Source organism: Chryseobacterium sp. 14P4.3.2 (assembly GCF_057799275.1).
Map to the genome: position 1 here is coordinate 392,126 of NZ_JBYOKO010000002.1, position 26,583 is coordinate 418,708.

Genomic DNA, 26,583 nt, shown 5'->3' on the forward strand with positions numbered 1-26,583 from the left:
GTTTAAAGATTTATTAAAAAAATATTAATTTCTATTAACATTCCTAAACGATTAAAAATCAAGTAAAGATGGCACGAATTTCGCAAAATAATGTTAATTATTTTTTAATTTTGTACCATGACTAAACCTGTTGGAAAATTAATAGTTATTGGAGGGGCTGTAAACAAAGGTAGTTTTGCCGAAACCGATTATGATCAGAATATTGAAAAGAATCTTAATTTTTTTGAGCGTGGGATCTTAAGGAAGATTATTAACGAATCAAAACACAAAGAAGATTCTGTTATTGAAATCGTAACAACCGCTTCCCAGATTCCTCAGATCGTAGGTGCTGAATATAAAAAAGCATTTGAATTTCTGGGTGCTAAAAATGTAAACATCCTTGATATCCATAATCGTGAAGAAGCCAATTCTGATGCAATGGTGGCAAGAGCTAATGCTGCAGATGTAATGATGTTTACCGGTGGAGATCAGTTGAGACTGACTTCTATCCTTGGAGGAACGAGGTTTCACGATACCATCCTGCTAAAATATCAGGAGCAGGATTTCATCTATTCCGGAACTTCTGCAGGGGCTGCTGCTGCTTCTGAAAATATGATCTATCAGGGAAGCAGCTCTGAAGCTCTGTTAAAAGGAGAAATCAAAACAACCCAGGGACTTGGTTTAATAGACAATGTCATTATTGACACTCACTTTGTACAGAGGGGAAGAATTGGGCGTCTTTTCCAGGCTGTTGTGAACAATCCCAGAACATTGGGAATCGGACTTGGGGAAGATACAGGGCTTTTCATTCATAATGACGTGATGACCGCTGTTGGTTCAGGCCTTGTTATTCTGGTAGACGGTAGATTTATTAAAGATACCAACCTTACCAATATCAATCTTGGAGAACCGATCTCTATTGACAACTTAACGGTTCATGTAATGTCTATGAATGATCATTATGATCTTACCACAAAGGTACTGACGATTGAAAACTCACAGTTCAATCCCATTCCTCAGGATAAATAGACCTTTTGTAATTGATAATTGATAATTGATAATTGATAATTGATAATTGATAATTGATAATCAAAAATAATATGGCTTACTATATAGATGGGACTTCGGTTCCATTTTTTTTGTTTAAAATTTAAAGATATAAATATTGAGAATCTATTATTTTCAGGAAATCTAAAAACGTTGGAATAAATTAAAATTTATCAATTAACTTCGTAGAAGAATATCAGTAATCATTTATATTTTATGAAAATTATCATCCATGGTGGCTTTTTCTCTGAAAGTGACCAAAGCCATGAAGTAAAGACAGCAAAACAAAACTCTTTAAAAGAAATTGCTGAAAAAGCATTTAACTATCTTCAGACGCACTCTGCTTTTGACACGGTTGCCTATGCGGTTTCCCTGTTAGAGGACGACCCATTGTACAATGCAGGAATTGGCTCTCAGATTCAAAGTGACGGCATTATCCGTATGAGCGCAGCAATTATGAATGGAGAGACTCAAAAACTAAGTGGCGTAATCAATATTGAGGATGTAAAGAATCCAATATTTGTTGCCAAAGAACTGATAGGAGAAGATGACCGGGTTTTGGGCGGACAAGGCGCAAAAAACTATGCTTCAAAACACGGATTCGAAAATTTCTCTACAGAGCTTCCCCAAAGAAGAAAAGAATACGAAGCCAAACTTAATAATGGAGGAAAAGGAACGGTAGGTTGCGTAGCGCTTGATAAAGACGGTAAATTGGCCGTTGCTACTTCCACAGGCGGAAAGGGTTTTGAGATTCCCGGAAGAATTTCAGATTCTGCCACTGTGGCCGGAAATTATGCCAATGAAGTTTGTGCGGTAAGCTGCACAGGTGTAGGGGAAGATATTGTGAGTAATGCAACGGCAGCAAAAATCGTAACAAGAGTTACAGATGGTATGAGCCTTGAACAGGCTTTTGATAAGACTTTTGATGAACTTAAAGCTATTGACGGATTTGCCGGAGCCATTGCCATTGATAAAAATGGAAATATTTTTCATCAAGACTCCTATCCTACCATGGTTTTCGCCAGTTTTGACGGCAAAAAATTTCAGGCATTCTCTTAAATTTAACAATTTTTTATAACTCTATTCAATTTTTTGGCACGTAATTTACATATGTACTAATAACAAATTTTAATATTAATACCTTAAAAAAATAGAAATCATGGGAAACAAAACAAAAGGCTTATTAGCTTTATTAGGTTTAGGTGCTTTAGCTTATTGGAAATATAAGAATTCAAGCCCTGAAGATCAACAAGCTGTAAAAGATAAACTTAATACAGCAAAAGACAATTTTAATAAATGGGGAAACGACCTTAAAAGTAAAGCTAATGATGTTGCTTCTCAGGTTCAGAGTAAAGTAGACGAAGTGAAAACAAAAGCTGAGGACTCTTTAAACTAAAAAACAGATAGTTTTTTTAACATTCATATATAGAAAAAGGCCATTGTAATTATTACGATGGCCTTTTTTTGATTTTAAATTTTTCTATCATTAAGCTATTAAGCTCAAGCAGATTATTTTTTCTCTGCAATCAGCGCGTAGACCAATGGCATTTTATCTCCAAACTGGGGAATTCTCCATTTTCCATTTTCAAACTCTTCTACATGTCTGAAACATGGATATGGTGACCAGTCAAATTCTTTAAACGTTTCCAGTTTTATTTCCTTTTTAATAAGACTATCGAGAACTTCGGCTAAAGAATGATTCCACATTACATACTCCTGTACAATTGGTGCAGACTGATCTGCATAAGTTCCTTCATAAGTTTCTACAATAGGCTTTTCATTGAAATAATTATAAGTTATTTTCGTGAAATCGTCATCAAACATCCAGACAACCGGATGAAATTCTGCCATAATGAACTTCCCTCCCGACTTTAAGAAATGAGAGATCACTTCTGCCCATTTTTCAAGATCAGGAAGCCAGCCTATTGTTCCGTAGCTGGTATAAATGATATCGAACTTCTGATCCAGTACATTTGGCAGATCATATACATCAGAACATATAAATTCTGTGTCTGTGCCACATTTCTGTGTCAGATCTCTGGCTGTTTCAATTGCTTTATCTGAAAGGTCAACCCCGGTCACTTTAGCTCCCATTCTTGAAAGGGAAATTGAATCCTGACCAAAATGACACTGCAAATGCAAAATATTCTTCCCTTTTACATCTTCCAGAAGCTCAAGCTCTATTGAGTTCAGTGACGTTCTTCCTTTTAAAAATTCATCCACAAAGTAGAAATCTGATTTCAGATGAGGTTCTACCTTGGCATTCCAGGACTTTTTATTTATTTCTAGGTAATTTTCCATTATTTAACTTTTAAGTAATTTAATTTCCCTGAATAATGTAGTTCTTGGTCATTAATTTCTCTCAGCTTTACCAAATACCAATTTGATAAAAACATTTATAGCTGAGCAGGAATGACGAGAGAAGTATACAGGCTGTACGATTTCCAGCCTAAGGTTTCATATAATAATTTTCCTTTTTCCGTTGCCACCAAAAAATTATTGAAAATACCTTTTGATAAAGCGATATTCTCCAATTCTTTCATTAAAAAAGAAGCCAGCCCTTTTCTTCTGTGTTGTTCTTCCGTTACAATTCTGTCATAAATTGCCAGATCGTCTATCAAAACCACACGTCCTATTGAAGCTTGTTTACCACCTTCGGCAATAATTTCAACTGTAAATGTTGAGTTATGATGAGTATATTTTACAAGATACCCTTCCGGAAGAGAAACATCAGAAATATTCATAGGATGAAAGCAATGCATCATATACCCTTGCGGTTGAAGCTCCCACCTTTCAGGTATCTTATCTATGAATTGATGCGGAGGTACACATACTTTCAAATAAACCCATGTTTCAGTAATTGATTGGGAAAGCTGAAAAAAATCTTCATTAGATTCAGCAAACACATAGCGCTCTTTTTGCTTTTCATCACCCACCTCTACTTTAAAACCGGATTTGTATTGGGCAGGTAAAGGTAATTCTCTAGATAAAGCCCACGCTGTTATCCATTTTTGAAGTAAACCATTAGAAACTTTATTTTCCATGATCTTTTTATTTGAGGCGTTCCAAAAGTTTCTTTTTTTGCTCGGCAAATTCTGCATCTGTCAAAATACCGTTTTCCCTTAATTTTCCTAATTTCTCCAGCTGTTCAAAAACGTCTTCTGCAGGTTTTTCATTTACTTCCGCAATCTGTTTCTGAGCAGCTGCTGGGGGAGCATTGTAAATTGCTTTTATAATATCATAGAATTTTTCAGCATCTTCCTTATCCATATAGCATTCAAACTCTACTATTCTTTCATCCAGATGCAATCTAACCACTGGAGATCTCGGATCAGCAATAAAACTTACCGATTGGATCGTCTCATTAGGATAATCACTTATTTTGGCAGATCCAAACATTGATTTTGATACAGAAATCATCCTTAAAGATGTTGCTACTAAAACTCCGGCATCCAGTGTATTAATAAACTGCGCATCAGTGATAGCTATAATTTTTTCATCCTCCGGAATCAGATAAGGGAGTTCTTTGATCTCTCCTCTTGTAAAAGCAGAAAGATTTGCATTGAGCTTTTGCGGTTCATATTTTATTTTTCTCTTTCTGCGTTTAAACACTTCATTTGAAATACTTTGAGGTTCAGAAGTTGTCAGTACAGGAAGATTTTGCTCTGTTATTATTAGTGGCTGTACGGGTTCTGTTTTTCCTGTTCTCAACATATCATGAATGTCCTGAATACTGAATTTATTGAGGTTATAAAGCGATTCTTGGTTGATATTGCTTAGTTTATCCAGACATTTATTGCATAAAATACCTCCGTCTGAAAGTGCATTAGCTCCCAAAAGTGTATCCATGGAGGTTAATTCCGTATTGCACAATGAACAATTATTACTCATTTCTGTTATTATTATAATTTATCAAGCAGTTTTTTTTTCTGTACTGCAAATTCTTCATCCGTTAAAATACCGGATTCCCTTAGTTTGCCTAGTTTTTCAAGCTTATCAAATATAAGAGCCGGGTCTTCCTTTTTCACTGAACTGTTTTGCTGTTTCTGAGTCTGCTGTACAGATTGAACCTGTTGTTGTTGTTGTTGTTGAGAAGTATAAACATTATTTTGTATTGCATCGTAGAAAACTTTTGCTGCACTTCTGCTATACAGTTTAAATTCACCTTTAAATCCTTCTGTAAATAGTTTCAGTTCTGATGAAAGCAAACCACTGCTATGCTGCATAGAAGTAATTTTGCAAAGGGGAAATTCATTTTCAAATACTCCTCCGAAAAACTTTTTATCAACAAAGACTACCCGCCTTTCCGTGGAAACCAAAATTCCTTCAAGATTATTATACAGATATTTTCCTTCCGCAATAGCAATAATTTTCTCACTTTTATCAAGAACATTCACCAGTTCATTTACCTCACTGTTTACAAAGATGCTGAGCTTAGCATTCAAGGCAGCAATCTGATCTTTTATTTCATCAATTCTACTGGGAGCTTCTATGGTAGAATTAAATAGTACAGATTCGGGAATTTCTGTCACTCTACCAGGTACAGGAATTTCTTCTTCTGTTGGTTCTTCCCCCTGTATGCTTTCTTTTACTACAATATCTCTGATTTGTATCAGGCTGTAATTCGTAAGATCAGATACCAGATCTTTATTGATATTGGTCGCTTTATTCAGGCATTTATTGCACAGAGCACCGCCATCTGAGAGCTTATTTTCTCCCAAGAGGGTGTCCATTGACGTTAATGGTGATCCACATAGAGCACAATCCGTGTTCATTCTAATTTTTATGTTTAAAAGTTTTCAGATCAAAACAGAAGATAAACAAAACCTGTTCTGTATATTTTTATCCAAATTACAGATTATGGATATATTTGAGGCTTTCTCCCCCTTCATTTTCTATATTTTTCAGAGTTTTTATAGTACTTTCCGTTTTTGATAGTGAATAGAAATTTAGAGTTGAGCCAGCAGTTTTTTCTTTTGTTCGGTAAACTCTTCTTCAGTAAGAATTCCCATTTCTCTTAGCTTTCCAAGTTTTTCCAACTGTTCATAGATCGTTCCGGATGATTCTTTTCCAGTATTGAATATATTTTCCTGACTCAGATCCGGAATGGTTTGTGAAAATGCCTCCAATGGTCTTGAATTCTGACTAAATGATTTTTCTGAATAATTGAAATTCTTTTTTAAAATCTCAGCAAATCCTCTTCCATCGTTTTTATTATGAAGCTTAAATTCTGAGGCACCTGCATTTGTATTAATCTTTAGTACCGAATACAAAAGGTGCTCGATATGATCAATAGAAGAAATGCTTTGGAGAGAAAATTCATTTTTTGCTATGCCTCCCAGAAATTTTTTATCAACGAAAGCGATTCTTTTCTGCGTTGAAAAAATAATCCCTTCTCTCTTACTTTGAAGATCTATTCCTTCAGCAATGGCAAAAAGCTTCTCGTCTCTGTCTAAAATATTAGCCAGCTCATTCACCTCTTCATCTGCAATGACGCTGAGTCTTGCATTAAGGGTTACAATCTGATCTTTGATTTCGTCCAGTCTGGAAGGAGCATCATATTGGTAATAACTTCCGGTGTACTGGTGGCCATCAGGACTTTGACTTGCATCTATTTTACTTTTAAGAAACATTCCGGTAATTTCCGCGAAATAAAACTGATCGAGATTATTGATAAGGTCTCTGTTGATATTAACAGCTTTCGTAAAGCATCCGGCACATAGATAACCGCCGTCCGCAAGTTTATTTTTACCTACGAGCGTATCTGTTGCTGTAAGTGGTGTTCCACACAATGCGCAAATAGTGTTCATTTGGTTTTTATGTTTAAAAGTTTTTTAGTGAATACAGAGCTTATTTTTAACTCTGTTTTAATAATACTGATCCAAATTACAAATTCTAAACCGATTTTAAAGATCAAAAATATTTAAATCTTCTGATTCTTCAAACTTACTTTTCTTTTATCTCTTAATTCTAAACCTGTTTGATATTAACAAAAACAGATCCCTTATAGAGATCTGTTGTATAGTATTCAATTATTATTCGGTTTAGAATTACTTGTACGGATTGACAGTCGTAATTCTAACATTGGGTATTGTTCTTTTTAGCTTGGCTAATTCTTCAGGAGAAATTTTATTACCCCAAAAACTTAAATTTTTTAAATGTTTAAGTTTATCAATTCCGGGAGGCAGGCTTTCAATCTGGCAATCCGAAAGATCTACAGATTCTAAATTTGGTATATTATAGAGTTCTGAAAGAGCTTTTGATGTTATTCTACTTTTGGTGGCAAAAAAATACTTGAGTTTGCTCATTTTTTCAATTCCCGGAGGAAAAGATTCAATTACATTTTCATTATAATCTATTCTTTCTAAATTTTCAACACCATATAATGCTGAAGGGAATATTTTAAAGTTATTTTTACTTATATCTATAGATATCAAATTCTTAAGCTTTGAAAAACCAGCAGGAAGATTTTCCAAATAATTCTCTCCCAGATTAAGAATTTTAAGACTTTCCATTCCCCCAATTTCTTCTGGGATACTTTTCAACATATTTTTTGTGGCAAAAAAATTCTCCAGTTTTTTCAGATTTTTAATGCTTTTAGGAAGACTCAAAGGCTGAAAATAAAATTCTTTTCCGTTAACAAAAGCCATTTTATATTCTCTATTAAAAAGATTCAAGGATTTTAAATTCCCTAAATTCCCAAGATCTTCCGGATAACTTTCCAAGTATGGGCACAGTAAGCTAAGCTTTTCCAGATTTTTAAGTTTTAAAAACGGAGAAGGGAATTTTTTAATATAATTGGAATAGATTGTTATTTCCTTCAGATTTTGCAACTCTGCAAAGCCATTGGGAAAAACAGCAACACCCGTTCCACCGCTCATGCTGAAAGTTTCAAGATTCTTTAATTTTTTTATTTCTTCCGGAATATGAGTAAAATCTTCTTCACATGCAATATTTAAGTATTTAACATTCCAGCTTAAAATCTGTTTGGGAAACACTTTTATATTAATGATATTGACTCTTTCACTTTCTTTAGAAAAATCAATTTTATCCACAGGAGGTAGTTTCATAGCTTCCTGTTGTGAATACAGCAAAGCTCCCGAGCATATTAAAATAGTAACTAAGATCTTTTTCATTGAGTGATATTTCCTAAGAATTCCTCTAAAGAAACCGTTGTCTTTTCTCCTGCTTCAAGATCTTTAAAAGTAACGGTGTTATTTTTAAGTTCTTCTTCACCCAAAAAAACCACTTTCTTTATTCCTTTCTTTTCTGCGTACGTAAATTGCTTATTGATTTTTGCATTTTCAGGATATAACTCTGCGGAGATTCCTTTTGCTCTTACCTGCATGATCAGCTTCAAAGCTTCTGTCATTTCCTCACCTCCAGAATTTGCAAACAGGTATTCTATTTTAGAAGATGCTTCTTCAGGGAAAAGATTCAATTCTTCCATGACCAGATAAATTCTGTCCAGGCCGAAGGAAATTCCAATTCCCGGAATATTTTTAACACCAAATACCTCAGTAAGGTTATCATATCTGCCACCGCCACCAATGGAACCCATAGCAACTTCATCTGCTTTCACTTCGAAAATAGCTCCTGTATAATAATCCAGTCCTCTTGCCAAGGTAATATTAAATACAAGGTTTTGCATATCCACACCAAGGTTCAGAGATTGTGTAAGAACATATTCAAGTTCTTCTACACCTTTAAGGCCTATCTCATTTCCTGCAAATTTTTCTTTCAGCTGAAGAAGGTTTTCCAGCGCATCGTCTGACTGGCTGAATAGGAAATCCAGTTTATCAATAGATTCCTGAGCAATTTCTCTTTCCAGTAATTCTTGTACAACTCCTTCTTTTCCGATCTTATCCAGTTTATCTAATGCTACCGTAAAGTCTATCAGTTTATCTGTGATTCCTGCATATTCTGCCAATCCGGAAAGAATCTTCCTGTTGTTCATATGAATGGTTACCGGAACTTTCAGATCTGCAAAAGATTTCAGATACAACTGAACCAGCTCTACTTCCTGCAATAAGCTCTCACTTCCTACAACATCCGCATCACATTGATAAAACTCTCTGTATCTTCCCTTCTGAGGTCTGTCTGCTCTCCAAACAGGTTGTATCTGAGAACGCTTGAATGGGAAAGTCAGTTTTCCATGATTCATTGCTACAAATCTTGCAAAAGGTACCGTAAGGTCATAACGAAGGGCTTTGTCTGTAAGATTTTCTGAGCTAAAAGGTTTATCTAATGCCCGTTGAAAATCCTGAAGCATTAAAGTCTTTTTATCTTCTTTTGCTTCGTTAATACTTGAATTTAAAATTTTAAAAATCAGACGATCTCCTTCTTCTCCGTATTTTCCTGTCAACGTAGAAAGATTTTCAAAACTTGGAGTTTCCAATGGCTGAAACCCGAATAACTCAAAATTATTCTGTAAAATACTAATGATATATTTTCTTCTGGAAACTTCCTGTGCTGTAAAATCTCTTGTTCCTTTTGCTAAACTTGGCTTCATTTCTTGTATGTCATTTTGATAGATGCAAAAGTACACAATTGAACGGAATTTTACACAGCATAACAAAGCTGAAGAAGCAAACTTCCCCAGCTTTTGTTTTTGAGTTATCATTTATTCCAAAAAAATCAGATACTTTCTAAAATCTCCAGTATTTCTTCACCATAATTTTCAATCTTATGTTTTCCGAATCCTTTGATCTCCAGCAATTCTTCCTTTTTAGCAGGTCTATACCTCGCTACAGACAATAATTCCTTATTACTCGCTATAAAATAAGTAGGGAGATTTTGTTCCCGTGCTTTCTCTGATCTCCAAAGCTTCAAAGCATCCAAAATCTTTTCCTCATCAGCATTTAAGGAATCATACTCTGCAGAATATTTAACTGCCTTTGGTTCTTTCACTGTATTTTTTGTAAGTTTTACATCTTCAAAATACAATATTACAGACCAATAACGTTCTTCACTTACAAAAGCTGTTTCTACTTTCATAATTTCGTGTTCTTCCAGAAAACTATCCAGCATTTTCTGATCTTTGAAGAGAAATTCTTCGGGAAGCCTGATTTTAAAAACTTTTACTTTCATCATTTGCATTTTTAGAATTATTTGCCTCCCAAAAGAAGAATTTCATCTACACGGATCTCCGTGATATATCGTTTAATTCCGTCTTTATCATCGTATGATCTGTACGTAAGCTTTCCTTCAATAGCAATTTCTTTTCCTTTGGAAACATATTTCTCAAAGATCTCTGCAGTTTTCCCGAAGGCAATCAGATTGTGCCATTGTGTTTCTTCTACTTTATCGCCTTTAGCATTCGTGTAATGATCACTGGTGGCTAAAGAGACACTTGCTTTCACGTTTCCGTTTTCGAAGTTTACCATTTCAACTTCTTTACCTGTGTAACCTATTAATGTTACTTTGTTTCTTAGTGACATAACTTTTAGATTTTAAATATTAATAATTCAGATAAGAGACGTTCACTGTGTTTCTCAAATCTCTGTTACAAAGATTGTGACTCTCACGCATTATAACCGGTGATAAACTACTTAAATTCGTTTGTAGTCGTTTGTAACCGGATATAATCGCCGAAGAAATTTTATTGAGGTTATAAAAAATAAATAAATAGGCCTATTAGATTAAAAAAAAGACATCATAATTATCGTCTTGTAAAATAAATTTAAATGCTATCCAAGAACATTAAAACCTTATTTATTATAGAAGAATTTTACTGTATAATTTAATTTTTTTTTTGCAAATTTGTAAAAACGTCTAATATGCAAAAAGAAAAACTCCGTACAGTAAGAAAGAGAAAAGGCTACACCCAGCAGCAAATGGCTGATGTAATCCCAACTGACGTTTCCAATTATAGCAGGAAAGAAAGCGGTGTTGTATCTGTAACACAGGCAGAATGGACCAAACTTGCCAGTTTTTTAGAAGTTCCTGTTGAGGAAATTTATGAAGAGGATGAAGCAAAAGTTATTATAGAGAATCCTGTGTTTAATGACAGCCCTGGTGCAAACATTGGTAATAGTGGTTTTTCTGCCAACAATATGGGGTATATCAATAATGAATTAAGCATAGAGATCATTAAAACGATGCAGGAATATATTGTTTTGCTGAAAGAGGAAATCAGCAGACTGAAAAAGTAGAAAACGAAAGGAGAAATTTTCAGTATCAGCAATTGGTGCAAAAAACATATACCAATCAGAGTAGAATTCTTCTATTCTGATTTTTTATTGACACCGAATGCCATGAGATTTTTTGAAAATAACGAAATGAAAATATGAAGAAGTTAGAAATTAAAAAGAATATTCAAAAAGAGGAAGATAAAAATCTTTCTTTTCGCATCTTCGATTTAAGAAAAGAATATTTGAATGATTATTTCAAACCTCACAAAAAAGATCATTTCCTGATTATCGTCATTGAAAGCGGAACGCTACAGCTTCATATTGAAGACAAAATTCATTTTTTGAAACCCGGAAAAATATCGGTAGTATTTCCGGAGCAGGTGCATTTTATTTCTGATATAAGTGAAGACCTGAAAGGAAAAATCATTTTGTTTGAAGAAATATTATTCTGTTCAGATATTTTGAAAAATGAACTGAGTACTTACAATGTAAATCTTTCTACACAACTTCACTGCACCATTTTATCTTCAGAAGATTTTCAGCAAAGTTTGTATACAATTTCTATCATCAAGGAAATTTATCAGAATCCAAGTCTTATTAAAAAGGAACAGGCAAGATTTCAAATTAAGATTTTTCTGTTAAGCCTGATAGAATCTGTTCACGGGCTGCATCCTATTTTATATAAAGAAACAACTGATAAGCCGATCTATGTGCGATTTAAAAAATTATTAAATGAGCATTATAAACAATACAGAACGGTACAATACTATGCTGATGAACTGGCCATTACTACAAAGAAATTAAATTCCATCACGAAGAAACATTGTGGAGAAACAGCTATACAGGCAATTCATAACCGAATTTTAATTGAAATAAAACGCCAGTTGATGTTTTCTGATCTCTCTCACAAGGAAATTGCTTTTGACCTCGGTTTCAATTCTCCTTCTGCTCTCAACAAATTTGTAAAAGCAAAACTGAAAGAAACGCCTACCGAACTTCAGCAGGAATTGGCGCAAATGTATAACACATAATCCTGTTTGTATAACATCTTCCATTCAGGCTTATCTAATTTTGTCTCATTAAAAATTAAGTAAAAAAAATGAGCAAATTATTTATAGCAGGAGAAGTTTTCCACGGTGCAGGAAGTCTTTCGGAATTAGCGAATATTAAAGGTAAAAAAGCGGTAATCGTAACCGGAGGAAGTTCTATGAGAAAGAGCGGAACTCTGGATAAAGCTGTTGCTTACCTTACTGAAGCCGGGATCGAAACCCAGGTTTTCGAAGGTGTGGAAGAAGATCCATCCTCTGCAACCTGCCTGAAAGGGGCTGAACTTATCCAATCATTTGAACCGGACTGGATTATTGGCTTAGGAGGCTGCTCAGCGATTGATGCTGCAAAAATCATGTGGGTGTTTTATGAATATCCTCATGCCGATTTTGATGCAATGACCAAACCTTTCACAGTTCCGGTTTTAAGAAATAAAGCAAAATTTATCGCCATTCCATCTACGAGTGGAACAGGAACTGAAACAACAGGCCTTGCCGTGATTACAGACAGAGAGAAAGGGGTAAAATATCCTATCGTTTCTTATGAATTAACACCGGATATTGCTATTGTGGATGGAGAAATCTGTGCTTCAATGCCAACTCACGTGACTTCAAATACAGGTCTTGATGCGTTGACTCACTGTGTAGAAGCTTATGTTTCTAATATAAACAACAATATTGCAGATGCTCTTTCAAAAGGCGGTCTGGAGATTGTTTTTAATAATTTAAAAGAAGCTGTAGAAAATCCCACCAATATCACTGCCCGTCAGAATATGCATGATGCTTCTTTTATGGCAGGTTTAGCATTTAATAATGCATGGCTGGGAATTGTACATTCATTGTCTCACCAGGTTGGAGCCTTATACGGAATCCCTCATGGAGCTTCTAATGCGATTTTCCTTCCTAATGTTATCCGTTATAATGCACAGGCCACAGAACGTTTTCCTGATTTAGCCAAGGTTATCGGTAAAGAAACAGCAGAAGATCTGGCTCAGGCAATTGAAACGTTACGCTCTGAAGTTAACAATCAATCTGCAATAAAAGAGTTTGGAATTTCAAGAGAAGATTGGGATAAAAACCTGGATTATATTGCAAAAAATGCGCTGGCAGATCCTTGTACGGGTTTCAACCCTAGAGTTCCATCGTTAGACGAATTGAAAGCCATTTATAATGCTTGTTATGAAGGTTTTGTTTACACAGAAGAACTGGTTGCAGGATAATTTACATTTAAATTTCAGCACTGATATAAAAACAGAAAGTCAAATTGACTTTCTGTTTTTATATTTTAAATCCATAAGCCAAAAAAAATGTCCTGGATGAGAATCTTATCAGTAAAAATATCTAAATTCGTATGTACTTTTTAACTTTTAATAAAACCGGCTATGAAGAACTTCTTTAAAATCATAGTAAATTGTGGATTATTTGTAATGTGTCCTATGCTTTTTCATGCACAGAAAAACATCTATGCTAAAGCTCCTCAGGCCCAGTTTGATCTGACAGGTTTTAATCTTCAGCTTCCGGTTCCGAAAAACAATTCTATCGCCATTATCAAAGGTTCTGAAATAGCCCAATTCTCATCAGAAAATTTCTACTATTCCAGTGAGGATAAAAGTATCCGTTTCTTTTGTTCTTCGGATGGACAAGCAACCAAAGGGTCTCATTATCCCAGAACGGAATTACGCCAAACTGATGAATGGCATTTTGAAAACAAGCATACTTTGCATGTAAAAATGTCTGTTTTGAAACAACCTAGCTCCGGAAAGATTATTATCGGGCAGATTCACGGAAGTTCAAAAGGTACAGAAGCAGTAAAACTGTGGTGGAACAACGGCGAGTTGCAGGCAGGTTTCAAAAAAGAGGTGAATGGTAAAGAAGATCGTGTCACTCTTTTGAAAAATGTTCCCTTAGGACAGGCTTTTGAATACAGTATTCAACAGTATGGTTTAGATGTTCAGGTAAAAATCAATCAGCAAACTACTAATTATACGCTGGGAGACAGCTGGAAATCAGAAGCCGTTTATTTTAAAGCAGGAAATTATCTGCAGGATAATAAAATTCCGGTATCATCAGGATTAGTCGCCATTTATGATATTAAAATATTTTAATATCTTTTTCTGTAAATCACTGGGAAAACTAAGACACTGTTCACGATAAATGATACAACCTGTGTCTTAATTTTCTACATAATCATCTTCCAAAATATTTTTCATCTATTTCTCTACAGATATTGAAGTGAAATTATTGGGGAAATTATTCATTATCAAAGGAATAAGCATTCCCATATATTGAGCTTCCACCTGAGAGCTTTCTTTATCAGTAAAGTAAAATAAAACTCTATTTGAATCTGACTGGGCATAAACTACAAACTTCGCTTTATCTTTATAGTTTTTGGATTTATGAGTAAATACCGGTCGGGTTGTCCCTACATTTGTTTTGTAATCATCAATGTATAGCCATATACTTTCATCACTTTTCAGATAATTTTCTATAGCATCCCTAAGCTTTACAGGATTATCTGAATGAACCAATAATTTCATTATTTATTTTTTAATATTTATAAATTGCAATATATATTTATTTTCAAAGACCTTATTACGGGTTTCCGTACATCAAATAAAAAGTAAATGTGTAAAAGTTTCTGATACCCAATACTATCCATTTACAAACGGATAATTCCGTATCTTTGAATTAAAATAATAAATAAAGAAGACTACATGAAGAAGACTATAAAAAGGACATTCAGAGTCTCAAAGTATGTGATCTATAAAGAAACGCTTGTTGATTATAAGGAGCATTTCTGGTCATTTTTGGGCGCATTTTTCGGGATCGGGATTATTGCATTTATCCAGTCCCATTCTCTGGCACAGACAGAAAATATATTTCTGATCGGTTCTTTCGGAGCATCCAGTGTCCTTATTTACGGAGCTATTCAGAGCCCTCTGGCTCAACCCAGAAACCTGATAGGAGGACACGTACTTTCCGCTATTGTGGGCGTTACGGTTTATAAGATTGTCCCGGATATCATCTGGCTTACTGCACCGCTAGCCGTTGCTTTTTCTATTGTGCTGATGCAATATACAAAAACCCTTCATCCACCAGGTGGTGCTACAGCATTAATCGCTGTAAGTTCTACCGGTAAAATTCCGGAATTGGGATATTGGTACGTTATCTCCCCTGTTCTTTCGGGGTGTATTATCCTGCTTCTTGTGGCTTTATTTTTCAACAATATAACGCCCAACAGGAGCTACCCTTCCCACAGCAGTTTTAAGAGGCTGCTGAAAAAAAGACATACCCACCACACAAAATAAGTACATTATGAACTGCCTTGAATGTGGCGAAAAAATAATCGGAAGGTCTGATAAAAAGTTCTGTAATGATGCCTGCCGAAATGCCTACAACAACAAACAGAATAAAGATTCTACGAATCTGATGCGGAATGTCAACAACAAACTCCGAAAAAATTATCGTATTCTTATGGATATTAATATTGACGGGAAAACAAAAGTTGCAAAATCCAGGCTGGATGGTCTGGGTTTTGATTTTGATTATTTCACCAATCTGAAAGTTTATAAAAATGGTTCTGAATACAAATTTATTTATGATTATGGCTATAAACTTCTGGAAGATGATTTTATTCTGATTGTAAAAAGCCAGACATAATAAAGCCTGCATCCCATTAAATGTACTACTATGAAAGAAATTGTTCTCATCACCGGAGCCAGCGGCATGATTGCCAGGCAGCTGGCAAAAAAGATAGAAAAAGAATATGAACTCAGGTTTCTAACCAGAAAAAAGGAACATTCTAATGAGTATGAATGGGATATCAGAAAAGGAACTATTGATGAAGCTGCTTTGGACAACGTTTCTCATATCATTCACCTGGCCGGTGCCAATATCTCAGAAAAGCGCTGGACAGAGGAAAGGAAAAAAGAACTGATTTCCAGCAGAATTGATTCAGCAGCATTACTTCGAACTGCATTAAAGAAAAATAAGATTAAACTTAAATCTTTTATTTCAGCTTCCGGAATTAATTTTTACGGTACAGAAACTACCGAAAAAATTTTCACAGAAAACGATCCGCCGGGAAATGACTTTTTGAGTGAAGTTGTTGTTCTGTGGGAAAAGGCTGCCGATGATTTTAAAGAACAGAATCTTGCTGAAAGAGTTGTTAAAATAAGAACAGCGGTTGTTCTTTCTGAAAAAGAGGGTGCATTAAAGAAAATGGTTCCTCCTATTCAATATTATATTGGTTCTCCATTAGGAAACGGCAAGCAATATATGCCATGGATTCATATTGAGGATATCTGCTCCATATATGAACTGTCTTTAAAAAACTCACTGCTGGATGGTGCTTATAATGCTGTTTCGCCACAACATGCTACTAATAAGGATTTGACTGAAAAAATTGCTGAAGTACTCAACAAGCCTTTATGGATGCCTAATGTTCCCGCATTTATTTTAAAATTGATATTTGGAGAACTGGCTAGTGCTATATTGGAAGGCTCAAGGGCTTCTTCAAAGAAAATTCGGGAGACAGGATTTCAATTTCAGTTTCCGGATTTGAAGGAAGCACTTGATAATTTATTAAATAATGAAAAATAATTTAATATTATGGAAAAACAATTCATGTTGATTCTTCTTCTAATACTTTCTGTTTCCATTTTTGGGCAGAAAAGCGGAGTATTAAATTCAAAGGAGAAAGCTATTACCGAGCAGTACAAAAATGAATATAAAAAGAAAAACTATAAAAAATTTGCAGGAAAAATCACTGTAAAAGATAATCTGGTAATGTTTGATGATAAGATTATTTACTACGATAAAAGTGATAATCAGACAAAAATACTGCTTCAGGAAGGTATTATCTATCCACAGCTTTTAACGGATTATCAAATGGACAAATTCCTCACGGATACCACTGACAAAATGCAGAGGAAATTTTTCAAACTTCAAAAAGATCCCCGAGCTTCTTTTGATGTTTCCAATATGACAATAAACGATACTCATTATCTGAGTTTTCTAAGTTCAGATCCCAAAGTGAAAGTATTCAATCTCATTTGTAAAGATGGCAGATCGCCAGGGACTACTACGTATCTGATAGAACTCACCAATAAAAATGCTGCCATTGGGACTTCTGTGGAAGATTTCATCAGAAACTCCAAGCTCACTTTCATTCTAAAGAACCATTAATTTTTTAAGTTTTAAAAAATCATCACAAATAAATCCCAAAATTTAGAAATTGTTACAAAACAATTTCAATATACCATGGAAAAAACTCTTATGCAAAACAGTAAAATAAAAATATTAAAAACGGAAATTCTTTCTGACAACTGGTACACTTTAAATAAAGTGACTTATGATATTCTAAAAAACGACGGAACTACAGAAACCCAAAGCAGAGAAGCTTATGACCGTGGAAACGGAGCAGTTATTCTACTTTATAACAAAGTTTCCAATACCGTTATCCTGACCAGACAATTCAGACTACCTACTTATATCAATGGAAATTCTACAGGAATGCTGATTGAAGCCTGTGCGGGACTTTTGGACAATGACAATCCCGAAGACTGCATCAAACGGGAAACAGAGGAAGAAACAGGTTATAAAATCTCAAAAGTAGAAAAAGTATTTGAGGCATATATGTCCCCCGGATCTGTAACCGAGATTCTTCACTTCTTTATTGCAGAATATTCAAATGAAATGAAAATTGCTGATGGCGGCGGTCTGCAAGAAGAAGGTGAGAATATTGAAGTTTTAGAACTTCCTTTTAATCAGGCACTTTCTATGATAGATAACGGAGAAATCATGGATGCCAAAACAATTATGCTGCTGCAATATCTAAGACTTAAAAATATTATATAGTTTTGAACTAACTCTACAAGAAAGAAATTCCCATATAGTCTATAATAATTACTTTTAAAATGATACAGGACCACATTACCGTCAAAAACCGTTATAAAGATTTCATTAAAAAAATCAGTGAAACAGAAACCGTATATGCCTTAAAGGATGAAAGTGGATATGCTACATCCTACTCCAGCGAGATAGAATATGAAGATGGCGAACCTGCAAAGATCGTTTGTTTCTGGTCTGATGCTGCAAGAGCAAAGTCATGTGTTGAGCAGGAATGGGATCATTATGAGGTATCCCCTGTCGGCCTGACAGAATTTATAGAAAACTGGTGTTTAGGAATGAACAATGACGGGTTTATCGTTGGAACCAATTTTGACAGCAACCTTATTGGTTATGAAGCAGAGCCTCTCGAAGTTATTCTTGACAGTATTGAAGAACTTAGGAATACAGGAAAATCTCTGGAACTAAGAAAATTTGAAAACATGGATGACCTTGAAAACCAAATCAAAGAAATTTTGAAAGATTAGTTTACAATATTGCAATGAAAAAGTCTTTGGGAATAAAAATCGTCACAGTAATAGCTTTATTTTCAGTTATGATTTTCAGTATTCTGATGCTGAAGACGATTTCCCAATATACTTCTTTTGAAAAAAATATAGGTTTTCTACTCTTTAAGCAACAAGTAGTCAGCAATCCGTATTGGATGTTTTTTTTCTATGTCCATATTTTTTCAATAACGCTTTGCCTTTTGGCAGGGCTCACTCAGTTTTCGAATCAGTTCTTAACTGAAAACAGAAAGCTTCATAAGATCATTGGCAAAATGTATGTTTACAATATCCTCATCATTAATGTTCCTGCCTGCTTTGTTCTGGGTCTCTTTTCGAATGGAGGACTCATCGGAATCACAGGTTTTCTGATACAGGATTTCCTTTGGGCCTATCTGACCGTAGCAGCAGTGCTTTCCATCAAAAAAGGGAATATAACGAGGCACAGGAATTACATGATTTTAAGTTATGCTGTCACTACAACCGCTATCACCTTCAGAATTATTAAGAATCTTTTTTACAATGAAAAGCTTCATAATTATGAACTTTTCTATGGTTTGAATGTATGGATGGCCCTTTTCATTAATCTTATCATTGCTTATTTAATTCTTAAAAGAAACTCTGCTCTATCGATCAATAGCAACGGTTTTAAAACAAATATAAAGACTGATAACCAATATCAAAAGAAATGATCATGAATATTGTCGTATTTAAAAGCACTTTATATCTATGTTTATGAGTCCATTGATTAAAAAGACGCATCACCAGATAGGACATCCCTGCAAAAAGAGCAAGAATAAACAGGAAAAAAGAGAGGATAAAAATATAAATCCAGTCGAAAATCATATAATTAATTGAGGTAATAAGTATTATTTAAAATGTCTCTTATCGGGAAAAATTAACATTGGCAAAGAAAATATAAAGACTGAGAAATGATATCAGAAAAAATGATCCGATGAATAATAAGGTATTAAAAAGTACTTCATATTTACTCTTCTTTGTCCATCTTGTACAAAAACGCATGATCAGGTAAGAAATTCCTGCAAACATGGTAACAACAAAGAGTAGGAAAAAAAATATCATAGGTATTAATTTATGTAAATCTATTATTTTTAATACAAAAAAACAATTAATATTTCTACAGAAGACTCTTGTATAGCTTTATTTTTGAAAGGAAATTGTGTTTAAAATAAAAAGTAAATTATGGAAATAAAAAATCTGGATCATCTTGTCCTAACCGTAGCCGATATCAACACAACTATTGAATTTTATACCCAAATCATGGGATTTGAAGTGGTTACCTTCGGGGATAACAGAAAAGCTTTGATTTTTGGAAATCAAAAAATTAATCTCCATCAGAAAGGGCAGGAATTTGAACCTAAAGCAGAAACACCCACCTGTGGTTCTGCGGACCTTTGTTTTATTGCCAGAACAGATATTCATGAAATAATGAAAGAGCTAAAGCAGAAAAATGTAGAGATCATTGAGGGAATTGTAGACCGAACCGGTGCTGTGGGAAAAATAAAATCGGTCTATTTCCGTGATCCGGATCAGAATCTTATTGAAGTGAGCAATTATGTTTAAAAACTTTGTAAATCAAGTGCCCAAAATTCCGGTACTGTCTTGCTTTTTTATTATGTAATTTCATCCTGGTGTTTCCTGTATCTCCGATAGTTAAAGGCTTTAACCGGAAGTGTTCTACAAAACATAAAAGCTTCGCTACAAAATCTTTATAAAAAATGGAAAATCAATTGAGAAAATCTATTTAATTCTTTAGATTTCAAATTTAAAGCCTTAATTTTGCATAGAAATTCAGAAAATTCGGATTCTTTCAACAACTATGCGCATGAAAAAAATGATGATCGGGCTTTCTTTGGCCTTATCCATTGGTATATGGGGGCAAAAGACTCCTGCAAAAACAAGCAATCTGGCACCTTATAGCTATCAGACTTTCAATTGTGACAACAAAGGATATTTTGATTCTATTAAGTATAAAAAAGAGGAAATAGACGGCGTTAATAAACTTTTATATCAATTCAACGGCGTTCAGTTTGACATCCGTCCTGTTTTTAAGCTTTCTCAACTTGAAGAAATCCGTAAAAACAGAGAAACTTACTTAGAAGACCTGGAAAAACAGTATCAGGAAAAGAAAAAGGAACTATACAGCCTGAAGGTAATAGACCTTCCTATGTGGAAAAAGCTTCAGGAAGAAACCATTCAGTCTTTTGAGAACGAATACCAGCTGAATAAAGAGGAAATCATGGCGTATTCTGATCCCTCCACCCTTAAAAACAGTAAATATTATACAACATGCAAAGAACATATTGATGCCATCTCATCTCCGGACAGAGAAGCCATGTTTGCAGCATGGAAAAATTATACTGAGCTTAAAAGTAAAAACAATTCTGACCCTAAAGGGGTAATGGCCAGATTTAATATTAAAATGAATGATCCGCAGAAAGAGGATTATGCAATGATTGATATGATTGGTCTGGGTTTTCATAACTGTGCCAACAGCAGCTTCAGGCAGAAACGTGAGGATGAAGAAGTAGTTTATAAGGATTTTGACAAGATCTTCACAAAGCTGAAAAGGAATTGTGATGAGCCATAGAGCTTATTGAAAGAAAGATAAAGATAATAATAACAGTGTCCGGTTTGGGCGCTGTTTTTTTATTTAATAATGAGAGGTCGAACTCCCCCAGAACAGTTAAGGAACGGTTAATCATCGGTTAACGCTCCGTTATTTCTTTGTGAAAGTTACAATTCCACCTATTTTCGTGAATCTAATAACACAGTCTCATGAAACCTATTTGTATTTTTCTGACATTCCTGTTTAGTATAGGAGTAATAGCACAAAAAATACCTACAGTGATACCTTTTTCTCTGGAAAAAAATTCGATTTATATGTATTGTAAAGTTAATAAAACCGACAGCATCAGGTTTCTTTTTGATACCGGTGCAGACGGTTCTGTAATTAACATCAATTCAAAGAAAAAAATACCTTTGAAAATTGACGGGAAATCTGAAAACAGAGGATCAAACGGAATGAATCCCGTTGAATACAGCTCCAACAATACTGTAGAGTTCGGAAATATACAGAAAACCAATATACAACTTACCATGATTCCTTATAACAACGCTAATTTTGACGGTGTTTTCGGAACAGACATGATGATAGGGAAAATTATTGAAATTAATTATCATCAAAAAGAAATCCGTTTTTATGATGAAAATGATCCTTCTGTCAATTTCTCAGGATATGAAAAAATGAAACTACATCTGATTGACAACTATCCATGCATAGAAAGCAGTATCACGGCAAACGGCAAGGAATATTCTGGATTTTTCGGTCTGGACAGCGGAGCGGATGATGCGCTCACCATGCCTTCACCCTTTGCAAAGAAAAACGATCTGGCTAATGTGATGAAAAAAGTGGGGAAAGCTACAGCTCAGGGCTCAGACGGATCTGTATACGAAATGCTTGTTGTCCTTTGCCCCTCTGTCAAATTTGCTCAGAAATATCTTTACAATGTTCCGATTACGCTCTCCGTCTCCACAGAAGGAATGGATTCCACTGAAAAGATGGCAGGTTTTTTTGGAAATAAATTCTTAAAACGGTTCAATACCATTATCGATTTTAAGAATAAGTATATTTATTTTAAGCTGAATAAAAACCTATACTCAGAATTTAACTAGTATTACTACTGCTAACCTCTGACAATAGAACATGGTATACACTTCATTATACACAGTAGAGTTAACTGTTTTTCCAGTTATTTAAGAAGTGATTCTTCTTCGGGCGGGAAAGACAGTCTTCTTAACACTGGAAAGACGGTCTTCGCAGTGTTAAGAAGAGATCCTTCCAGGGATTATGCGGTAAGCAACTAAAAAAATATAAGTAAAAAAGAACATAACTTCAGTGTTCACAATCATATACCTACATTATAAAAGCACTCCCGTAAGCCTCAAATAAATTAATAATGAATAAGTTATGATTTTATGGATTTAATTTCTTAATTTTGCACCCCGAAAATAAGGAATACCTATGAAAAAAATTGGTGAGCACAGAACACTTCTTGGGGTAGACAAAAATGCTACTTTAAAAGAATTAAAAACGATTTACAGAAATGTGATGAAAGATACACATCCTGATAAGTTTATCAATGATGAATCCGGAAAACTGGAAGCCGAAGAAAAAAGTAAATCTGTGATTGAAGCCTATCATTTTTTGGTAAGCATTAATCCTGAAACACAGGAAAAATATAAAGAGGAATATACTGAAACCATCACAAAATCTAATATTCAGGATTTTTATCTTGAAAAAGCAGTGTTGAAGGTTCAGCATTTGAACGGCAATATGTACGAATATATCGGTGTTCCAAGAAATACCTATATCAAAATGGTAAATGCTGATTCTCCAAGCCGTTTTGCAAGAAGACATATCTACGGAAACTTTATCTACAGAAAGTCCGGAGAGGCCATGGCAGATTAATTTTTTTCAAATAGAAATATATAAAGACTTTCGGCATATTCCGGAAGTCTTTTTTTGTTTTATTGGAAAATCGAAAAGGCTCAAATTACAATGGAAAAATGGGATGAAAGATGCAACATTATATGTAATAAAATTTCACACTTAGCAGATGAGAATGTTTAATTTTATTGCGTATTATAGGCTGACGAAATTTACGCTTATTTTCCTCTCTGTATTTTTTCCTCAGATAAGCTTATTTAAAACTAAAAAAGCGCCTCAGAAATTCTGAAGCGCTTTCGGTTAATTGAAGGTTGTTATTTTTAGTCTAAATGTTTAGGAGTATATCCGTCCTCACTTAGTTCTCTGTGGTCATATTCAGCCTTCATTTCAGCTTCATAGTCAACTTTGGTATCTTTCCCCATTCTGCGTAGAATAGAGTCAAATAAAGAGTATACTACCGGTACAATGATCAGGGTAAGGAATAGTGACGATGTCAAACCACCGATTACCACCCATGCAAGACCTTTGTTCATTTCCGCTCCCGCTCCTGATGCCAATGCGATTGGTAACATACCGAAGATCATGGCAATGGTTGTCATCAAAATCGGACGAAGACGTGCGTGGTTGGCCTGAATCAAAGCATCGTGAGTGTTGGATCCCGCTGCTTTTCTGGCATTGGTAAAGTCAACGATAAGGATCGCGTTCTTCGCTACCAGACCAATCAACATGATCATACCCAACATGGTAAAGATGTTCAATGAGTTAGCTGTTAAAGCAAGGATTACCATTACCCCGATCATCGCCAATGGAATTGAGAACAATACCACAAACGGATAAACGAAACTGTCATACAGGGAAACCATTACCAGGTATACCAATACGATAGCTGCTAATAACGCAATACCTAACGTACCGAAACCTTCCTGCTGGTTTTCCATATCTCCACTCCAGATGTAGTCTACACCTACAGGTTTCTTCTTGCTGTCCATGAACTGCTTAGCCCACTCGTTTGCCACGTCACCTACAGGTCTACCTACCGCTTTTGCTCTTACTTTTACGGATGGAGATTTGTCTCTACGTTCAAGCAAACTTGGTCCTGAACCCATCTTCACATCAGCAAACTGGCTCAAACGAACCTGCTGTCCCTGAGGGTTTGTAAACATAAGGTTTTTAACATCATCAATAGATTGTCTGTTGACATCTCCAAAACGGATGTTGATATCATATTCATATTCTCCGGCTCTGAATTTTCCATCGGTATTTCCATTAAATGCTGTCTGCATTGTCTGTCCTACACTTGAAAGATTTAAGCCTAAAGAAGCCATTTTATCTCTGTCAATACTTACCTGTACTTCAGGGTTTCCTGAATCTGTAGATAATTCTGCATCTACTGCTCCCGGAACTTTTTTCAGTAATTCTAAAATTCTGGTTGCTTCTTTTACTGCTGTTGCATTATCCGGAGCGGTTACCACCATTTCGATTGGAGCATTTTCTGCACCCATAATACCGATTGGAGCTGTTTTGAACTCAACTCCAGTGAACTTCTCTTCTAACTGTCTTTTTATTTTCGCAGCTTTGATGTTGGTACTTTCAGAACGTTCAGATTTATCTGTCAGGTTTACCTGAACCTCAGACTGGTATGTAGTTGCCTGAGCTCCTCCAAAACCTGTTGACTGCTGTCCTACTGTAGTAATCAAATCCACAACATCTTTATCGTTTCTTAAAAACTTCTCAACATCTAATGTTAACTGATTTGTTTTTTCAACTGTTGCATCTTTCGAAAGCTCCATCTGTACCAGGAACTGACCACGGTCAATTGGCGGGAAGAATTCACCCCCAATGAAACCGAATGCTACCAGCATGAATGAACTGATCAAAACAATGAATGTGATAATCACCGTTGAAACTCTTCTTAAGGTAGTTTTCAAACACCATTCAAGAATACCGGTAATCCAGTGTGTAAACTTATCAATTAACCCTTCAAACCAAAGGATGAATTTCTCAAACCAGTTTTTACCTGTTAAGTGTTCTAGTTTACCAAATCTTGATGATAACCAAGGAATGATGGTAAATGAAGCTAACAATGATAATAAGGTTGCAATTACTACCGTGACGCAGAATTGGGCAAGAATGTTCGCTACAAGCCCTGAGCTCATCGCAATTGGCAGGAATACCACTACAATTACTAAAGTAATCGCAGCAACGGTAAACCCGATTTCTGAAGCTCCGTCATAAGCTGCTCTGATCTTACTTTTCCCCATCTCCATGTGACGGTAGATGTTTTCCAGTACTACGATCGCATCATCCACAAGGATACCTACTACCAGCGAGAGTCCCAGTAAACTCATAAGGTTCAGAGTATACCCCATTAAGTTCATTCCAATGAATGCAGCTATAAGGGAAGCCGGGATAGAAACCATTACAATAAATGCGTTTCTGATACTGTGAAGGAATAATAGCATCACAATGGCCACAAGAATAATCGCAAGGAATAAGTCGAAAATTACGTGGTTGGCTGATTCCAGGGTGAACTCTGTTGTATCATTTACGATTTTCACTTTCACTCCCTGAACTTTATACGCTTCTTCTACCGTTTTAATCGTCTTCTGAACACTTTCAGACACTGCAACGGCATTGGCATCAGACTGTTTTTTAACCTGCATCAAAATGGTCGGAAACTGATTGAATCTTGCTACTTTTTCAACGTCTTTCTGAGCGTCAAAAACGGTTGCTACATCAGATAAACGAACCTGAGCTCCATTTTTATTAGAAACTACAAGATTGTTCATTTCCTCAATTGACTTGTATTTTCCGGATAGTCTGATGGTAGATTTTGCAGTTCTGGTTTTCAAACTACCTGTAGGGAAATCAAGGTTTGATGAAAGAATAGACTGTTGTACATCTGCTATTGAAAGTCCGTACCCCTGCAATTTCTTTTCATCCAGATTCACCTGGATTTCTCTTTCCTGTCCACCTACAAGGTCTACCTGTGCGACTCCGTTAACACGGGAAAAGATAGGTTCTATTTTCTTATCTAATAGATCATAAAGATCTTTGCTGTTCAGTTTATCAGATGAAATACTCATCGTAATAATTGGTAAGTCGTCTAAGGAGAACTTATTCAGGGACGGTGCTTTCACATCTTCCGGAAGGTCTGCCAGAATAGCATTTACCTTTCTCTGGGCATCATTCAAAGCGTAGTCTACATCTGCCCCATCGTTCAGCTGAACCATGATAACAGACAAACTTTCATATGAAGAAGATTCTACTTTTTTTACGTTTTCCAAAGATCCCACTGCATCTTCAATCTTCCGGGTGACGGAGGTTTCCACCTCTGCCGGTGAAGCTCCCGGATACACCGTAGAAATTGTTACCATATTGGTTTCAAACTTCGGAATCAATTCGTATCCCATGAGCGTATAACTCAGGATACCCCCCAACGTCAGAATTGTAAATAATACAATAACCAACGATGGTCTTTTAATCGATATTTCTGCTAACTTCATAAACCT

The 26,583-nt window shown here is 35.2% G+C and carries 29 protein-coding genes; 18 read left to right on the forward strand and 11 right to left on the reverse strand.

Features of this window, described 5'->3' with window-relative positions:
• The first annotated feature begins 117 nt into the window (after positions 1-117).
• The 3 genes from AC27VX_RS05405 to AC27VX_RS05415 all read left to right on the forward strand — a co-directional run bounded on the left by AC27VX_RS05405 (position 118) and on the right by AC27VX_RS05415 (position 2,422).
• Positions 118-1,008: a cyanophycinase gene (locus tag AC27VX_RS05405; RefSeq protein WP_236854584.1), complete on the forward strand. Its 891-nt coding sequence runs from the start codon at positions 118-120 to the stop codon at positions 1,006-1,008.
• A 234-nt stretch (positions 1,009-1,242) separates the two neighbouring features.
• Positions 1,243-2,085, forward strand: coding sequence for an isoaspartyl peptidase/L-asparaginase (locus AC27VX_RS05410; RefSeq protein ID WP_236854585.1), 843 nt, complete (start codon positions 1,243-1,245; stop codon positions 2,083-2,085).
• Positions 2,086-2,185: 100 nt separating this feature from the next.
• Positions 2,186-2,422 (forward strand): YtxH domain-containing protein, encoded by a 237-nt coding sequence (locus AC27VX_RS05415; RefSeq protein WP_236854586.1) that lies wholly within the window; start codon positions 2,186-2,188, stop codon positions 2,420-2,422.
• Between the two features lie 113 nt (positions 2,423-2,535).
• Here the strand turns inward: AC27VX_RS05415 and AC27VX_RS05420 are convergent, their stop codons facing one another.
• The 9 genes from AC27VX_RS05420 to AC27VX_RS05460 all read right to left on the reverse strand — a co-directional run bounded on the left by AC27VX_RS05420 (position 2,536) and on the right by AC27VX_RS05460 (position 10,466).
• Entirely contained in the window at positions 2,536-3,327 is a 792-nt protein-coding gene (locus tag AC27VX_RS05420; RefSeq protein ID WP_488694262.1) for a class I SAM-dependent methyltransferase, read from the reverse strand.
• A 95-nt stretch (positions 3,328-3,422) separates the two neighbouring features.
• Positions 3,423-4,070 carry a GNAT family N-acetyltransferase gene (locus tag AC27VX_RS05425; protein WP_488694264.1) on the reverse strand — a complete coding sequence of 216 codons (648 nt, stop codon included), beginning with the start codon at positions 4,068-4,070 and terminating at the stop codon, positions 3,423-3,425.
• 7 nt (positions 4,071-4,077) lie between these two features.
• Complete coding sequence (locus tag AC27VX_RS05430; RefSeq protein ID WP_488694266.1) at positions 4,078-4,917, reverse strand: PH domain-containing protein; 840 nt, start codon at positions 4,915-4,917, stop codon at positions 4,078-4,080.
• An 11-nt stretch (positions 4,918-4,928) separates the two neighbouring features.
• Positions 4,929-5,801 (reverse strand): PH domain-containing protein, encoded by an 873-nt coding sequence (locus AC27VX_RS05435; RefSeq protein ID WP_488694268.1) that lies wholly within the window; start codon positions 5,799-5,801, stop codon positions 4,929-4,931.
• Between the two features lie 174 nt (positions 5,802-5,975).
• Positions 5,976-6,836, reverse strand: coding sequence for an SHOCT domain-containing protein (locus AC27VX_RS05440; RefSeq protein ID WP_236854591.1), 861 nt, complete (start codon positions 6,834-6,836; stop codon positions 5,976-5,978).
• 240 nt (positions 6,837-7,076) lie between these two features.
• Complete coding sequence (locus tag AC27VX_RS05445; RefSeq protein WP_488694270.1) at positions 7,077-8,162, reverse strand: leucine-rich repeat domain-containing protein; 1,086 nt, start codon at positions 8,160-8,162, stop codon at positions 7,077-7,079.
• Positions 8,159-9,538 carry a histidine--tRNA ligase gene (gene hisS / locus AC27VX_RS05450; protein WP_236854593.1) on the reverse strand — a complete coding sequence of 460 codons (1,380 nt, stop codon included), beginning with the start codon at positions 9,536-9,538 and terminating at the stop codon, positions 8,159-8,161. Before hisS ends, AC27VX_RS05445 begins: the two co-directional genes overlap by 4 nt.
• A 125-nt stretch (positions 9,539-9,663) precedes the next feature.
• Positions 9,664-10,119 (reverse strand): HRDC domain-containing protein, encoded by a 456-nt coding sequence (locus tag AC27VX_RS05455; protein WP_488694272.1) that lies wholly within the window; start codon positions 10,117-10,119, stop codon positions 9,664-9,666.
• Between the two features lie 14 nt (positions 10,120-10,133).
• On the reverse strand, positions 10,134-10,466 hold the full coding sequence (locus AC27VX_RS05460; RefSeq protein ID WP_236854595.1) for a single-stranded DNA-binding protein: 333 nt from the start codon (positions 10,464-10,466) through the stop codon (positions 10,134-10,136).
• A 339-nt stretch (positions 10,467-10,805) separates the two neighbouring features.
• Here AC27VX_RS05460 and AC27VX_RS05465 point away from each other — a divergent pair, with 339 nt between their 5' ends.
• The 4 genes from AC27VX_RS05465 to AC27VX_RS05480 all read left to right on the forward strand — a co-directional run bounded on the left by AC27VX_RS05465 (position 10,806) and on the right by AC27VX_RS05480 (position 14,310).
• Positions 10,806-11,180 carry a helix-turn-helix transcriptional regulator gene (locus AC27VX_RS05465; protein ID WP_236854596.1) on the forward strand — a complete coding sequence of 125 codons (375 nt, stop codon included), beginning with the start codon at positions 10,806-10,808 and terminating at the stop codon, positions 11,178-11,180.
• Between the two features lie 134 nt (positions 11,181-11,314).
• A complete protein-coding gene (locus AC27VX_RS05470) occupies positions 11,315-12,190 on the forward strand; it encodes an AraC family transcriptional regulator (RefSeq protein ID WP_488694275.1) in 876 nt (291 codons plus the stop codon).
• 68 nt (positions 12,191-12,258) lie between these two features.
• On the forward strand, positions 12,259-13,425 hold the full coding sequence (locus tag AC27VX_RS05475) for an iron-containing alcohol dehydrogenase (RefSeq protein ID WP_488694277.1): 1,167 nt from the start codon (positions 12,259-12,261) through the stop codon (positions 13,423-13,425).
• Positions 13,426-13,587: 162 nt separating this feature from the next.
• The gene (locus tag AC27VX_RS05480; protein ID WP_488694279.1) at positions 13,588-14,310 is read left to right on the forward strand and encodes a polysaccharide lyase family 7 protein; all 723 of its coding nucleotides are present in this window, start codon (positions 13,588-13,590) and stop codon (positions 14,308-14,310) included.
• 105 nt (positions 14,311-14,415) lie between these two features.
• Here the strand turns inward: AC27VX_RS05480 and AC27VX_RS05485 are convergent, their stop codons facing one another.
• The gene (locus AC27VX_RS05485; RefSeq protein ID WP_236854600.1) at positions 14,416-14,742 is read right to left on the reverse strand and encodes a hypothetical protein; all 327 of its coding nucleotides are present in this window, start codon (positions 14,740-14,742) and stop codon (positions 14,416-14,418) included.
• A 177-nt stretch (positions 14,743-14,919) separates the two neighbouring features.
• Here AC27VX_RS05485 and AC27VX_RS05490 point away from each other — a divergent pair, with 177 nt between their 5' ends.
• From AC27VX_RS05490 to AC27VX_RS05540, 11 genes are all read left to right on the forward strand, one after another.
• A complete protein-coding gene (locus tag AC27VX_RS05490; protein ID WP_488694281.1) occupies positions 14,920-15,513 on the forward strand; it encodes an HPP family protein in 594 nt (197 codons plus the stop codon).
• Positions 15,514-15,520: 7 nt separating this feature from the next.
• Complete coding sequence (locus AC27VX_RS05495; protein WP_236854603.1) at positions 15,521-15,865, forward strand: hypothetical protein; 345 nt, start codon at positions 15,521-15,523, stop codon at positions 15,863-15,865.
• A gap of 30 nt (positions 15,866-15,895) precedes the next feature.
• The gene (locus tag AC27VX_RS05500) at positions 15,896-16,807 is read left to right on the forward strand and encodes a TIGR01777 family oxidoreductase (protein ID WP_488694283.1); all 912 of its coding nucleotides are present in this window, start codon (positions 15,896-15,898) and stop codon (positions 16,805-16,807) included.
• 9 nt (positions 16,808-16,816) lie between these two features.
• Positions 16,817-17,392 (forward strand): hypothetical protein, encoded by a 576-nt coding sequence (locus AC27VX_RS05505; protein WP_488694285.1) that lies wholly within the window; start codon positions 16,817-16,819, stop codon positions 17,390-17,392.
• A 90-nt stretch (positions 17,393-17,482) separates the two neighbouring features.
• Entirely contained in the window at positions 17,483-18,064 is a 582-nt protein-coding gene (nudK, locus tag AC27VX_RS05510; protein WP_236859506.1) for a GDP-mannose pyrophosphatase NudK, read from the forward strand.
• A 59-nt stretch (positions 18,065-18,123) separates the two neighbouring features.
• Positions 18,124-18,582 carry a DUF2750 domain-containing protein gene (locus AC27VX_RS05515; protein WP_236854606.1) on the forward strand — a complete coding sequence of 153 codons (459 nt, stop codon included), beginning with the start codon at positions 18,124-18,126 and terminating at the stop codon, positions 18,580-18,582.
• A gap of 14 nt (positions 18,583-18,596) precedes the next feature.
• Positions 18,597-19,292, forward strand: a complete 696-nt coding sequence (locus AC27VX_RS05520; protein WP_488694287.1) for a DUF2306 domain-containing protein — start codon at positions 18,597-18,599, stop codon at positions 19,290-19,292.
• A 511-nt stretch (positions 19,293-19,803) separates the two neighbouring features.
• A complete protein-coding gene (locus tag AC27VX_RS05525) occupies positions 19,804-20,184 on the forward strand; it encodes a VOC family protein (protein ID WP_488694289.1) in 381 nt (126 codons plus the stop codon).
• A gap of 262 nt (positions 20,185-20,446) precedes the next feature.
• Positions 20,447-21,211 carry a hypothetical protein gene (locus AC27VX_RS05530; protein WP_488694291.1) on the forward strand — a complete coding sequence of 255 codons (765 nt, stop codon included), beginning with the start codon at positions 20,447-20,449 and terminating at the stop codon, positions 21,209-21,211.
• 293 nt (positions 21,212-21,504) lie between these two features.
• On the forward strand, positions 21,505-22,296 hold the full coding sequence (locus AC27VX_RS05535; RefSeq protein WP_488694293.1) for a retropepsin-like aspartic protease: 792 nt from the start codon (positions 21,505-21,507) through the stop codon (positions 22,294-22,296).
• A 349-nt stretch (positions 22,297-22,645) separates the two neighbouring features.
• Positions 22,646-23,092, forward strand: a complete 447-nt coding sequence (locus AC27VX_RS05540) for a KTSC domain-containing protein (protein WP_236854612.1) — start codon at positions 22,646-22,648, stop codon at positions 23,090-23,092.
• 299 nt (positions 23,093-23,391) lie between these two features.
• Here the strand turns inward: AC27VX_RS05540 and AC27VX_RS05545 are convergent, their stop codons facing one another.
• Positions 23,392-26,577, reverse strand: coding sequence for an efflux RND transporter permease subunit (locus AC27VX_RS05545; RefSeq protein WP_300687526.1), 3,186 nt, complete (start codon positions 26,575-26,577; stop codon positions 23,392-23,394).
• Between the last annotated feature and the right edge of the window lie 6 nt (positions 26,578-26,583).